The organism is Celerinatantimonas marina (assembly GCF_046054165.1).
GTDB lineage: Bacteria > Pseudomonadota > Gammaproteobacteria > Enterobacterales > Celerinatantimonadaceae > Celerinatantimonas.
Genome location: NZ_JBFNXK010000019.1, coordinates 66,397 through 79,985 on the forward strand (window position 1 = coordinate 66,397; position 13,589 = coordinate 79,985).

A 13,589-nucleotide genomic window follows, 5' to 3' on the forward strand; every position below is an offset into this window, starting at 1 on the left:
GCGCCCCACTACTGGCTAACAGCATTTCGCCATTGACGGATCCAGGCTTTGCGATGTAATGCAACGGTGTCTGGAGCAATCGATAACGGATGAGGCTGAATAGCCTGTTGGAACGGTTCAGGTAGCCGGACATCGGGTCGAACCGGCAACATCCAGTTATTCAGCGCAATAACACGCTGTGCTTCAGGAGTAATAATAAATTGCAGAAACTGACGAGCCAGTGGCAGTTGCTGTGAATAAGCACTCACGGCAGCCACTTCAATCTGCTGATAATGTCCTTCACTAAAAACAGCCGCTTGATACTGATGTTTCTGTTCAACCAACTGATGATAAACCGGCGATGTTGTATAGCTGAGCACCATATCCGCTTCACCTTTAAGAAACATCCCATAGGCCTCATCCCAACTTTTAGTGACTGTTACCGTTTTATGCCGTAGTTTCTGCCAAGCTTGCCCGGACTCTTTACCATAGACCGATTGAATCCACAGTAGCAGCCCCAGCCCTACCGTGCTAGTCCGTGGATCTTCATAAACAATCGTTCCGGGAAATTGTTCAACCAATTGTTTCAAAGAGCTGGGAGCAGTGCTTAAGCGATTGTGGTTGTAGATAAACGCAAATTGTCCCCGATCAAATGGCACAAAATCAGGATCCTGCCATACTTGTGGCACTCGTAACGAACGTGTATCGATCTGATGAGCCTGCACCAACTGCAAACGTTTCGCGGCTGGCATTAAATTTGTGTCTAATCCGACAATCACATCGGCATGGGTATGTGATTTTTCCAAACGTAAGCGATTTAATATCGAAACACCATCGTCTAACCCCACCCAACGTAACTGACAATGACAATGCTGTTCGAACATCTGACCTAATTCAGGCCCTGGGCCCCATTTAGAGATAAATGAACCATAGGTATAAACCGTCAATATAGGCTCTCCTGCGACAGCTCCCACTGAAAACAGACTCATAAAGAGCATCACACATAGCCAAGCTATTCGTTTCATTTTAAAATTCCGTCACCTAAAAGCCATATCATCAAACAACCGTTATGCCTGAGATGCCACAAGACACCCCAGCACAGCTATTCCGGCTGAGTCTTTCCGGACACCGCTGGTTAACTCAAAAAACGGGTCCCATTACTCAGATCACACCAGTTTACGGAGGACATCACCAGCTCTGGTTGTTGCAGTCAGCGAACGGACCTTTCATCTTCCGTCAACCTCTAGCACCTGCATTATTCGGCACAAATTATCAACGTGAAGACACCATATTACAAGCCTTATACCATTTCCCATGGGCCATTCACGGCCAATTCATCGCATCGTCAGAGCCTTGGTTACTCTATTCCTATATTGATGGAACAGCGGTAGACCGACAATGGTTCCAACGACATCCCGAACACTGGGAGCAGCTCTTGGCTATCTTGGATTCTTTTCCATTGATTTCACTGCCCCACGCCGAATATATGTATCGGCCAACCCATACTTATCTAGCTCATTACCTATCACGAGCAACTTATGCCCCATCAATAGCTAAGGCACTGGCGCAACGCTGGTTGGAACAGTTTCCCATATCCAAGCGACTTGTTCTCAATCATCACGATCTGTCACCGGCTAACCTGCTAATTCAAAATCAGCAATTAGTCGTGTTAGATTGGGAATATGCCGCCCTCAGTGATCCTGGATGGGATCAAGCTACTCTGGCGAATCACTTCGAACTGAATGCCTCACAGTTGCAACAGCTGCAACAACGCAGTGCCTTGTCTCCTCAGCAATTCGCTTATTTTAGGCAAGCAGCCACACTACTGGACTTGTGCTGGTACAGTCAGAATCCTATTGATGCCACTTTGGAACAACAGTGGCGACGATGGCAAAAAGGTATAAATTTATCTAAATAATAGGCATCTATCGCCGTTATAAGGAGCAGGAGGGGAATATGACCAACGATTACGGCTTCAACTTAGGCGCAGCTGGGTTTGAATCTATCTATCATGCTCGGCAACGGATCAGAGCCGATGCCCCGGTGCAGAACCTAACGGATTATACGATCGCCAGACAACAGACACATCCCGGAACCAAAGTCTTCACGCCAGATGAGGTACCGGATGGTCAAACCGCCAATCAACTTCGGGAACAGCATGCGGCTAAAGTCGCTAACAGCAAGCATATTCGTGAAGCCATGAACAACACGGTTCACAATAGTGCAGCTCAGATCCGAATGTATTTTGAAACAATGCAGGAAATGGGAACCCGGGGGCAGATTTTAGAATCGCGCGCCTAGCTTCAGCATTCACCTAACCGTTGGGTATAGCGTTTTTCGAGTAGTGTATCGACATTGTCGCCCTGTAACGGATAATAAACCCAGCCGATATCCAACCAATTTTCCACCGGAATCGTCGCCAAATCCTTGGCATAACTTCGTAATTTTTCTGCAATCTGGGGCACCACTTCAGGACTGGCACCATGTAGTAAAATCAATAGTTCCTGATCTCGAAACATGCCCATCAGATCACTACGTCGCATCTTCTTTTGCAACGAACTGGCCAGCATTTCCCGAGAAATTTTTGCCGCTGGATCGATCCCCATACTCATCAATGTCAACGGCTCACCATTCACGGCATTAGCTCGCAACGCCTGAATAAGCAAGGTTCTAAAATTCGGACAACTCAAAGCCCCGGTATCCGTCTGGGGCAAAAAGTTTTCACGCACCGTCGCACTTAACGATAAACTGGTAATGGAACCATAAAGCAGTAGCTGGCCCTGAAACTCCATTTCACATAAATTCATCCGGTACCAGCATTCATCATCATGGCTAAAATGACATCGCAGCGATGGCTGATGCCCAACCTGAATACGCTGAATCGTATCCCGAACAGCCAGCCGACAACTGGCATCCAGTGAATATAACCAGTCAGTCAAACTCGTCTGATGAAATACGCCTGATTCATCACGATAGTTAAACCAAACCTGACTGGTTTGAAGTTCCAACAGCCATAAAGGCCCACCTGGCAACTGCCCGGCCAGTTGTAAATCATTCCAGATACCGGGTAATGACGACTTTGACACGGTTAATTTCTCATCCACTGGTGGTTAAGTAAGAACAACTGCCCGCATGAGTGTACCGAACTAAATCAACTCCAGATCTCGCATGGCTTTTTCAATCTGTTGTTTGGTCGCATCACTTAAAGGCATCACAGGCAACCGGCAGTCTGCAGCACATAAATTCAGCAACGAGGCTGCATATTTAGCACCGGCTGGGCTTGGTTCAGCAAACATAGCCTGATGCAAAGGCATTAATCGATCCTGAATATCCACCGCTTTTTGCCATTCCCCATTCAGACAGGCCTGCTGCATCTGAGCACACAACGCTGGTGCAATATTTGCGGTCACTGAAATACATCCCTGACCTCCACTAATATTATAGGCAACGGCTGTTGCGTCTTCGCCGCTTAACCAGCAAAAATCTTCTTTTTTGATCAACTGCCGTTCAATCCAGGGACGACTCAAATCACCGGTTGCATCTTTGACACCAGCAATACGCGGAAGCTTAGCCAACTGAGCCATGGTTTCCGGTAAAATATTAACCACAGCTCGCGGTGGAATATTATACAAAATAATCGGTTTAGTAGAGGCATTATGCACTGCTGTAAAATGGGCCAATAATCCCTGCTGATTCGGGCGATTATAATAACCGGCAACGTGTAAAGTCGCATCAGCACCAGCCGCTTCGGAACGCTGTGTCAACGCAATGGCTTCAATTGGATTATTGGAACCCGCTCCGGCAATCACCGGGATCCGCCCATTCACCTGTTCTGCCACACAACGGACCACGTCAACATGTTCATCGTGAGTAAGTGTTGGACTTTCACCAGTGGTACCCACTGGAATAATCGCATTGGTTCCCTGCTTGATATGCCATTCGACAATATTCTGTAAAGCTGAATAATCTACATTCCCTTGGTTGAATGGGGTGATCAACGCAACAATTGATCCTTTGAACATGGCTACTCCGTCAATTTATTCATAAAAAAACCCGGCTGCGAAACGCTAACCGGGTGAATGAGATAAGAATCCTGGTTAACGCAACCCATCGACGGCTATCCGTTTGACAGCCACCTTAGATTGCATCTTCTTAGAACCTGCTAAGGGGAAACCCTTTATGATAGCCCTCAAGGAATTATCTCTTTCATTCGTTAATATAGCCTTAGTTTCTCAGCCATTAAGTAAAAGTCAATAGATGAAAATCATTTTATTCAGATTCCTGCTTAAATTCGCCAAACAACGCAAATTTCACTACACTAGCGCTCATCCAACTTAGCCCTGACAGTGATACTTACATGAGTCTGCAACCGACCAGCGAACTGCTACAACGCCACCCTGAACTTTCCTCTAACAAACGATTGCTGATCGCCGGACAACTGTTCGATGACTATCCACTAGAGCTGGCCAAAATATCACAACAAACCACCATTGTGACCACACATGCCGGGATTGCTAGCCGCTATCAACGCCAATGTTCTGCCAATACAGAGATCCTGTTAAGTGCTTCACCAGCGACTCTGAGCAACGATTACGACTGCTTATTAATTTATATTCCCAAGGCCAAACAAGAAGCGGATTACTGGATCAATGCTCTGTTACCTAAAATTAAAACCGATGGTGATGTGATGATCGTCGGCGAAAATCGCGGCGGGATCAATGCAGCTCCGAAGCTATTAAAAAACTATCAATTAAATGCTTATAAATTAGACTCGGCTCGCCGCTGCAGTCTAATGTATGCCAATCGTGGCGAAGGCATCATCGAATTTGATGCTGAACACTGGCAAACTCAATATCTCCTTTCCTTACCTCAAGGTGAATTGCAGGTCAGTTCGATGCCGGGGGTTTTTAATCATGGAAAACTGGATGCAGGCACCGCGCTGCTATTGGAGCACTTACCTCCACTGATGGGGAAAGGATTGGATTTCGGATGCGGCGCGGGGATCATCGGCGCAGCGCTAGCCAAACAAACCGGAGCACAGATAAGTGCCGTCGATGTGAGTGTACTTGCCACCGAAAGTACCCGGCGCACCTTTGCACTCAATCAATTGCCAGCTGACATCTATTGTTGCGATGGTATTGATGAACTCCAACATGACTATGATTTCATCGTCAGTAACCCGCCTTTTCATCTGGGAGTTCAAACCGAATATGAGACCAGTCGTCAATTCATCCGGCTGGCCAGTGAAAAACTTAAATCCCGAGGAGAATTGTGGATGGTTGCCAATAGCTTTCTCCCTTATCAGGAACTCTTAACCACATATTTTACCTGTTGCCAAATCGTCACCGATAACCGTAAATTTCGGATTTATCATTGTCAGAAAGGCTAATGGCTGTATGCAAAACCTCTATTTTGTAATAAACAACCCTCTAGTTATAAAAAAACCGATGCCTCTGCATCGGTTTTTTTACGTCATTCATCTAGCTTAAAAAGGCCCACGGCGGCCACCGCCCATTCCAGGAGGCATCATGCCTTTCATCTGACTCATCATCTTACGCATTCCCCCTTTACCCGACATTTTTTTCATCATCTTCTGCATCTGGGTAAATTGTTTTAGCAAACGGTTCACATCCTGGATCTGCGTACCGGAACCCGCTGCAATCCGTCGTTTACGGGAACCTTTGATGATATCCGGGTGTTCCCGCTCCGCAGGCGTCATCGAATTAATAATCGCTTCCATCTGCACGGTGATCCGATCATCCATTTGATCTTTAATGCCAGCCGGGAGCTGCCCCATTCCGGGAAGCTTATCCATCAGCCCCATCATGCCGCCCATTTTTTTCATCTGCTGCAGCTGATCCCGAAAATCAGCTAAATCAAACCCTTTTCCTTTTTTAACTTTCTTCGCTAATTTTTCAGCTTGTTCTCGGTCAACCTTACGTTCCACTTCTTCGATCAGGGATAATACATCCCCCATTCCCAAAATCCGAGAAGCGATCCGATCTGGATAGAAGGGTTCCAAGGCATCGGTCTTTTCACCCATCCCGATAAATTTAATCGGCTTACCGGTAATTTGACGAATCGATAACGCCGCCCCGCCGCGTGCATCACCATCCGCTTTGGTTAGGATGATCCCTGTCAGTGGCAACGCCTCATTGAATGCTTTCGCAGTATTAGCCGCATCCTGCCCGGTCATTGAGTCCACAACAAACAGGGTTTCAATCGGGTTAATCGCCTGATGAAGTTGCTGGATCTCAGCCATCATATCTTCATCAACATGCAAACGCCCGGCGGTATCAACCAACAACACATCAAAAAAATGCAGTTTTGCATGCTCAATCGCGGCATGGGCTATAGCCACAGGTTTTTGATCCGTTGAACTGGGGAAAAATTCAACCTCGACTTCACTCGCCAGAGTTTCTAACTGCTTAATTGCGGCCGGGCGATAGATATCAGCACTGACGACCAATACTTTTTTCTTTTCGCGCGTTTTTAAAAATTTAGCTAATTTGGCTACACTAGTGGTTTTACCAGCCCCTTGCAGCCCCGCCATCAGGATCACAGCCGGAGGTTGGGTCGCCAAATTTAAGGCTTCGTTGGCTTCCCCCATGGATTGTTCAAGTTCAGACTGAACAATTTTAATAAAGGCCTGACCCGGAGTCAGACTTTTCGAAACTTCCTGCCCAACGGCTCGTTCTTTGACCCGTTTTACAAATTCGCGAACCACAGGCAAAGCGACATCGGCTTCAAGCAATGCCATCCGAACTTCGCGCAACGTATCTTTAATATTATCTTCGGTCAGCCGGCCCCGGCCGCTAATATTTTTAAGAGTCTTCGAAAGACGCTCTGATAAATTTTCAAACATGATAATCCTTAACTATGACCGGTCTGTGCATGATTTAATACTAGGGAATATAGCAACGTTTAGAATGGGTTGCATTTGAACCAAATTCAACCCTGAAAGGTCAATCCCCTTTTAGACCTTCATTGTACCTGTTTTTAACTAAACAGCTATGTTCGTTCATGACTTTTGTTATGACGAACCATACAGTATTGCCATGGGACAGGAGTAGCCGCGTTGCAAGCACAACGGTATACTGTCAATATAATTTTATTGATGCGATTTATTGTTGATACCATGAAACTAGTGCTCATCCCAACAATCCTATTCTACCTGATAGCCTCTTTTGCATGTGGAAAATCAATGTTTTCCCAAAAACCGACTTATCGGCGCTGGGTATGGATAAGTGGTGGACTCGCAATTGTTTTTCATGGTCTATGGGTGAGTCAACATATGCTCCTCGGCAATGGCCAGGATTTAAGTATCATTAATGTAGCCGTACTGCTCTGCCTGTTGCTGAGCCTGTCGGTTACAATGGGATGCTCTCATTTCCAAATGTGGATTATGTTGCCGGTGGTCTACATCGCCAGCGTGATTACGCTGCTATTATCGGCTTTTATTTCCAACCCGTATATTTTGCATCTTGGCATTTACCCTCAGGTTATGGTGCATATCGGATTCGCTTTGGTTGCCTTTACAGTGATGATGATCGCCGCCCTATTTGCCCTGCAATTAGGATATCTCGATCATATGTTAAAAAGTCACCGTCCTCACGCAATCAATGTTGCGATGCCTCCGCTGATTAAAATCGAGAACCAACTGATTGGTCTCATTAAAATCGGTATGGTCTTACTGACTATTTCTTTAGCCACCGGTTTTATCTTTCTCAACCATATTTTTGACAATGGGCAGGTCCACAAAGCGATTCTGGCCGTGATTGCCTGGTTCGTTTATCTATTCTTATTAACTGGACATTATCGCTGGGGATGGCGGGGAAGAACCGTTGGCATGTTAACCTTACTAGGAGCCGTGTTGTTGATCCTCTCTTATTTCGGAAGTCGTCTCTTTTCAAGCAGTTATTAAACTTGATTCTGCTATGTCAAAATCGAATGGCCTAGAGTTTTCTACGCTTAAATCTTGACACAATTTAAAGCAACACTTTTAATGAGTACTGGTGCTTCACAGGAGTTAAATTCTTGGACGATATATCGACGGGTGGTTTAATAATCATACTCGTTCTGATGATTTTACTGTCTGCTTTCTTTTCAAGCTCAGAAACAGGCATGATGTCACTTAACCGTTACCGGTTGAAACATTTAGTTAAAAGTAATCATCGCAGTGCAAAACGTACCGAACGATTACTCAAACGTACCGATCGGTTAATCGGTCTTATCCTTATCGGCAATAATCTCGTTAACATCATTGCATCGGCTATCGCAACTGTACTTGGATTACGTTTATTTCCCGAATACGGATTAGTGATTGCAACTTTTGGATTAACGTTAATTATTCTGGTGTTTGCCGAAGTTACGCCTAAAACCATGGCTGCACTTTATCCGGAGCGGTTTGCTTTTACCTCATCATGGATTCTTGAACCCTTGATGAAACTCTTGTTTCCGGTGATCTGGCTGGTGAATAGTATTTCCAATACGCTGCTAATTATTTTTCGCATGAACCCTAAAAAGGTAGCCAGCTCAGCATTGAATCCAGAAGAACTTAGAACGGTCGTCAATGAAGCAGGAACGCTGATCCCCCGCCGTCACCAGGACATGCTGTTAAGTATTCTAGATCTCGAACATGTCACTGTGGATGATATTATGGTTCCCAGAAATGATATTTCAGGCATTGATATCAATGACGACTGGGAATCGATCTTAAAACAACTCACTCACACCTCACATACCCGGCTTCTCTTATACCGGGATAACATTGATGACGCCGTTGGCTTTGTTCATGCCCGTGATGCGCTACGATTACTGGTCAAAGACCAATTCGATAAAACCACACTACTGCGAGCGGTCAAAGAGATTTACTTTATCCCAGAAAATACTCCACTTAATATTCAGTTAGGTAAATTTCAGCGACGTAAAGAACGAATTGGGCTCATTGTAGATGAATACGGTGATATCCAAGGACTGGTTACGTTGGAAGATATTCTAGAAGAGATCGTGGGTGATTTCACAACGACCCTATCCCCAACACCTAGTGAAGAGATCCATTCCCAACCCGATGGGAGTTATATCATTGAAGGGACTACGAACATCCGAGATTTGAATAAAGAACTGGGATGGGATCTGCCGACCGATGGACCCCGAACCTTGAATGGATTAATTGTTGAATATTTAGAAGATATACCTAAATCCCCTGTGAGCATGCGTATTGCTGGTTATCCAATCGAAGTTCTCGAAATTGATAATAACGCCATTAAACAGGCTCGGGTTTTACCTGAATTCTATCAACCGGATAGCGCGCATTAATCTCAACACTGCAAAATTTTTCAATCATCACCACTTAATCAACGTAATATAAAAAATCCGGCGACAAAGGCCGGATTTTCTACATACGCTAACTGAACATTAAAGTGCAGCTAATTGCTCTTTAGAGAGTTTGATATCTTCATTATGATTAATACCAACGCCTCGCTCCAAGATTGTCTGAGCAATCTGTTTAGCTTCATCTAAAGAATGCATTGTAAAAGAACCACACTGATATTTATTCAGTTCAGGGATCTCTTTTTGTGATTGCACACCTAAAACATCGGTCATCGATGCCAACCAGGCATCTGCCACACGCTGCTCATCCGGCTGACCAACCAAGCTCATATAAAAACCGGTCCGGCATCCCATTGGGGAAATATCGATAATTTCAACCCCTTTGCCATTTAGATGATTTCGCATAAAACCAGCAAATAGATGTTCCAAAGTATGGATCCCTTTCTCTGGCAAAATTTCCTGATTAGGTACGCAATAACGTAGATCAAACACTGTTATAGTGTCCTTATTGGGTGTTGTCATCGTTTTAGCAACACGCACAGCTGGCGCATGCATACGGGTATGATCGACTGTAAAACTATCCAATAGTGGCATAAATATATCTCTTGTTAAGCCTTGCGGCAGTTGAACATAGGTTTAATCAACCAAACAACAGGCGATACAGCCAGCCGTGATTGAGCTCATCTTTGCATTCATGAAACTGAGCTCGATAACGACTGGCTCGCTGATTGACCTGCTGGGCCACACGAAGCAACCATTTTTTATCCCGGTATGTTCCGCGTTGATAACCTCCCCAACCTTCATGGTAATTCAGATACTGTTTGTATGCATCCCATTTCGAGATGCCGTTGAGCTGGTTTGTTTTAAATACATACCATCCGATAAAATCAATCGCATCATCAAAATCATCTCGCTCTGCACCCCGATGCCCCGTTTCCCGCTGATAATCGCGCCAGGTATCATCTTGAGCCTGACTATATCCATAAGCGGAACTCACTCGACCTGTCGGGATAATCCCTAAGAAGTACCGCATAGGCTGTTTTGCATTATGTTTGAATCCAGATTCCTGATACATAATGGCCATTGGCACCTGAATAGGCGTTCCCCAACGTTCATTCATAGCCTTAGCCGCTTCATACCAATCGTGATTCTCTCGAAAAATATCACAGATATTTTCAGGATTTTTCGGGGGAGGTGTTGCACAGCCGACCAGTAAGGTCAGCGATGCAACCATTGAACAAACAAAGAAAAAAACTTTCATTACTCAGCAAACGGAGCTTGAGCCTTCGCAAAATACTGACTTAAATAGTCATCTAAACTCATAGAATCAGCCTCTTCAATCGCAGCCTGTTTTTGCAAACTCTGCTGAGTCATTTGCACAAAGTCATCTTTTTGCCAATAAGTAAATTGATGCTCTAAAATACTTTGTCGGTGCGCATCTGCCAGCTCTTTTGCGAAAGTACCATTATCTATATCATCTGCAACCAATTGTGATAACAGTTGTTCTGACAGAGGGATCTGCTGACGAGTCTTGTGAATGACGGCCTCAAACTCTTTCCCCAGTACCTGAGCACTGTCGGCTAGACCATCCATAATTTGTTCAAGCCATTGAGAAACCAACTGTGTAGTATCACCAATAGTTAATGACAAAGCCGGATCGCGTCCCTGTTTAGCAATTTGACCCAAATTCTCCCGACACATTTGTAATTCTCCGGGAGCAAAGGGTTCTGAAGGTAACATCAAACACCACATTAATAATGCATCAATGAATTGTAACTGCTCAGCTTTGACACCTTCGGGAACAAAAGGGTTGATATCAAGTGACCGCACTTCAATATACTCTACACCTTTTTCAGCAAGTGCCTGAGAAGGCGTCTGCCCAGATTTGGTAACCCGTTTCACCCGAATCGGCGCATAAAGCTCATTTTCAATCTGCAGGATGTTGGCATTTAACTGCCGGTACTGCCCATCGACTTTAATTCCTATTTTTTCAAATTCAGGAGAATGGGTCTGAGTCGCTTGACGCACACTTTGCACATACTCTGATAATGAATTATAGCTAATATTCAAAGTTGACTGTGCATTACTGGTATACCCTAAATCACTCATCCGCAATGATGTTGCGTAAGGGAGATATCTTGTCCCCATCCCCACTTCTTCAAAATTAAGCGACGTTCCTTCTTTGAGAAAACTTCGACATAGCGCCGGAGATGCACCAAACCAATAAGGAATAACCCAGCCATACCGGTAAAAGTTACGAACCAAGCCCATATACTGCTCAGAAATAAACTGTTGCAACGGTTGTGTATCGCCTAACTGTTGCTGCCAAACAGGCCAAAATGTTTCCGGTAGTGAAAAGTTATAATGAAGCCCTGCAATCACTTGCATTTTACTGCCATAGCGATTCTTAAGCCCCTGACGGTATAATGTTTTCATCCGCCCAATATTCGAATGACCATACTGAGCCAACTGAATATCATCTTCCTTTTCAAGGAAGCAAGGCATACTCATTGGCCAAAGCAACTCATTATCCAGTGAACTCAAAACAAAATGATGAATATCTTTTAGCTGTGCAATAAGTTGTTGATGATTACGACTCACCGGAGTGATGAACTCAAGCAAATTTTCGGCATAATCGGTAGTAATCAGTGGATGTGTCAGGTTGCTCCCTAAAACGGAGCGAGGATGCGATCGTTTGGCTAACTGGCCATTCGTTTCGATTCTTAAAGCTTCCCGCTCAACGCCTCGTCCAATTTGATTACCTAACTCATTGTTTAAATTATCTTTTAAGCGCGAAAGGCGCTCTTGATATAGTTGATTCAAGGTGGAGCTCTTTCTTCAATAAAATATCGGCTAGGATATAAGGAATACTATTAAAGATCCAATTTTCCCTATCAATTAAGTTATTCGTTATTATCGATGAATCTCTTTTTTATCCACATATCCAACCGATAAGTCTGGTCACTGACCATCCCCAAATAAGAACAAAATACAACCTATCAGCTTGTTCCAAACGCTCTTATGCGTCTACCACAAAATATTGACCCTGCCAAATAGTACGAACATCGATACTGGACATGTTGGCTTTTTTCGCTGCTTCAAGACCTGCTTCAGCATCTTCAAATACCAAACAATCTTTCGGCTCAATCCCCAACATGGCCGCACAGCGTAAAAATGTATCCGGCGCAGGTTTATGGGCCACAACCTGATCAGCACCCACGATTACCTGAAAATAATCTCTAATTCCCAGATGTTTCAATAATGAAGTTGCTTCATGCGTCATGGCCCCTGTACCTAAAGCCAATGGTTTCTGTCCAAAATATGTTTTAACGATGTCAACAATAGGGGTCGGCTTGACCATTGTCGGAGCAATTTCCCGATAAAACTGTTCCTTTTCATCACTAATCTTTTGGATATCCAGTTCTTGGAGCCCTGACCGTTCACACAAATACTCCACCGTCTGCAACGAAGGCCAGCCATTCAAATAGTTCATTACTTGGGGGGTATACGGAATGTGATACCGTTCTAATATATACTCCCAAGCTTTTTGGTGAGCCGGGAGTGAATCAATTACCGTTCCATCCATATCAAATATCAATGCTTGATAAGCTGAATACATAACACCTCTCTATCATCCACCGCTGACACTCAATAGTGGTTTCAATACGCTTGATAAGAATATTAACCTTAGCGACACCCAAAAATCGAGTGGCCACTTACGCATATTTCTGAATATGCCGTAGATACCCGAGCTCTAGTAAGAGCCCACAGCGCCAGAGCAGCTTATGCAAAGACCCGTTGAGGGCATGATTCAGGGATTCAGCTAGGCTGTTAAGGTCATTTGAAGAGAGCCTGAAAAGGTAACTTAAGCCAGACGGGAGGGGGCTACTCATAGTTTGACGAACAATATCAAGCCCATCATAAATTAATTTAGGATCGAGCCACTTTTCAACTGAACAAAACAAAAAATAATGAACTAAGCTAAGATTATAGAAAGTCCATAATTAACAATGATTTTACCATGAGCCGACTCTTTATTATCCCAATACTATTCGCATTACTCTGGGTCATCGTCAGTTTCTACTTTCATCTACCGACACCCTATATCCGCAAAGGATTTTATTACATATTAGGAATTAGCCTGATCGTGATCGCTTTCTTATCAGTGATGATTCTTGTGACACATTAGGAGGGAAAGATATGGCGCGTGTGGAAGGATTCGAACCTCCGACCGCCTGGTTCGTAGCCAGGTACTCTATCCAGCTGAGCTACACACG

Annotated in this window: 13 protein-coding genes; 5 read left to right on the forward strand and 8 right to left on the reverse strand. The window is 44.4% G+C overall.

Annotated elements, in window-relative coordinates; translation table 11 throughout:
- Positions 1-8 precede the first annotated feature (8 nt).
- Positions 9-1,004, reverse strand: coding sequence for a thiamine ABC transporter substrate binding subunit (gene thiB, locus ABUE20_RS17160; protein ID WP_408621176.1), 996 nt, complete (start codon positions 1,002-1,004; stop codon positions 9-11).
- A 44-nt stretch (positions 1,005-1,048) separates the two neighbouring features.
- Here thiB and ABUE20_RS17165 point away from each other — a divergent pair, with 44 nt between their 5' ends.
- Together ABUE20_RS17165 and ABUE20_RS17170 are read left to right on the forward strand one after the other, a co-directional pair.
- A complete protein-coding gene (locus ABUE20_RS17165) occupies positions 1,049-1,897 on the forward strand; it encodes a phosphotransferase (protein ID WP_408621177.1) in 849 nt (282 codons plus the stop codon).
- A 38-nt stretch (positions 1,898-1,935) separates the two neighbouring features.
- Entirely contained in the window at positions 1,936-2,280 is a 345-nt protein-coding gene (locus tag ABUE20_RS17170; RefSeq protein WP_408621178.1) for a hypothetical protein, read from the forward strand.
- A 2-nt stretch (positions 2,281-2,282) separates the two neighbouring features.
- Here the strand turns inward: ABUE20_RS17170 and ABUE20_RS17175 are convergent, their stop codons facing one another.
- The gene (locus ABUE20_RS17175) at positions 2,283-3,065 is read right to left on the reverse strand and encodes a nucleotidyl cyclase domain-containing protein (RefSeq protein WP_408621179.1); all 783 of its coding nucleotides are present in this window, start codon (positions 3,063-3,065) and stop codon (positions 2,283-2,285) included.
- Between the two features lie 60 nt (positions 3,066-3,125).
- Complete coding sequence (dapA, locus tag ABUE20_RS17180) at positions 3,126-4,001, reverse strand: 4-hydroxy-tetrahydrodipicolinate synthase (RefSeq protein WP_408621180.1); 876 nt, start codon at positions 3,999-4,001, stop codon at positions 3,126-3,128.
- Between the two features lie 335 nt (positions 4,002-4,336).
- Here dapA and ABUE20_RS17185 point away from each other — a divergent pair, with 335 nt between their 5' ends.
- Positions 4,337-5,368, forward strand: a complete 1,032-nt coding sequence (locus tag ABUE20_RS17185) for a methyltransferase (RefSeq protein ID WP_408621181.1) — start codon at positions 4,337-4,339, stop codon at positions 5,366-5,368.
- A 96-nt stretch (positions 5,369-5,464) separates the two neighbouring features.
- Here the strand turns inward: ABUE20_RS17185 and ffh are convergent, their stop codons facing one another.
- Positions 5,465-6,844 carry a signal recognition particle protein gene (gene ffh, locus ABUE20_RS17190; RefSeq protein ID WP_408621182.1) on the reverse strand — a complete coding sequence of 460 codons (1,380 nt, stop codon included), beginning with the start codon at positions 6,842-6,844 and terminating at the stop codon, positions 5,465-5,467.
- 339 nt (positions 6,845-7,183) lie between these two features.
- Here ffh and ABUE20_RS17195 point away from each other — a divergent pair, with 339 nt between their 5' ends.
- Together ABUE20_RS17195 and ABUE20_RS17200 are read left to right on the forward strand one after the other, a co-directional pair.
- Entirely contained in the window at positions 7,184-7,903 is a 720-nt protein-coding gene (locus ABUE20_RS17195) for a cytochrome C assembly family protein (protein ID WP_408621183.1), read from the forward strand.
- A 113-nt stretch (positions 7,904-8,016) separates the two neighbouring features.
- Positions 8,017-9,297, forward strand: coding sequence for an HlyC/CorC family transporter (locus ABUE20_RS17200; protein ID WP_408621184.1), 1,281 nt, complete (start codon positions 8,017-8,019; stop codon positions 9,295-9,297).
- Positions 9,298-9,396: 99 nt separating this feature from the next.
- Here ABUE20_RS17200 and luxS read toward each other — a convergent pair whose 3' ends face one another.
- The 4 genes from luxS to ABUE20_RS17220 all read right to left on the reverse strand — a co-directional run bounded on the left by luxS (position 9,397) and on the right by ABUE20_RS17220 (position 12,931).
- Positions 9,397-9,906 (reverse strand): S-ribosylhomocysteine lyase, encoded by a 510-nt coding sequence (luxS, locus tag ABUE20_RS17205; protein ID WP_408621185.1) that lies wholly within the window; start codon positions 9,904-9,906, stop codon positions 9,397-9,399.
- Positions 9,907-9,952: 46 nt separating this feature from the next.
- A complete protein-coding gene (locus ABUE20_RS17210; protein WP_408621186.1) occupies positions 9,953-10,573 on the reverse strand; it encodes a transglycosylase SLT domain-containing protein in 621 nt (206 codons plus the stop codon).
- On the reverse strand, positions 10,573-12,135 hold the full coding sequence (gene gshA / locus ABUE20_RS17215) for a glutamate--cysteine ligase (protein ID WP_408621187.1): 1,563 nt from the start codon (positions 12,133-12,135) through the stop codon (positions 10,573-10,575). Before gshA ends, ABUE20_RS17210 begins: the two co-directional genes overlap by 1 nt.
- A gap of 196 nt (positions 12,136-12,331) precedes the next feature.
- Positions 12,332-12,931: a beta-phosphoglucomutase family hydrolase gene (locus ABUE20_RS17220; RefSeq protein ID WP_408621188.1), complete on the reverse strand. Its 600-nt coding sequence runs from the start codon at positions 12,929-12,931 to the stop codon at positions 12,332-12,334.
- Positions 12,932-13,589 lie beyond the last annotated feature (658 nt).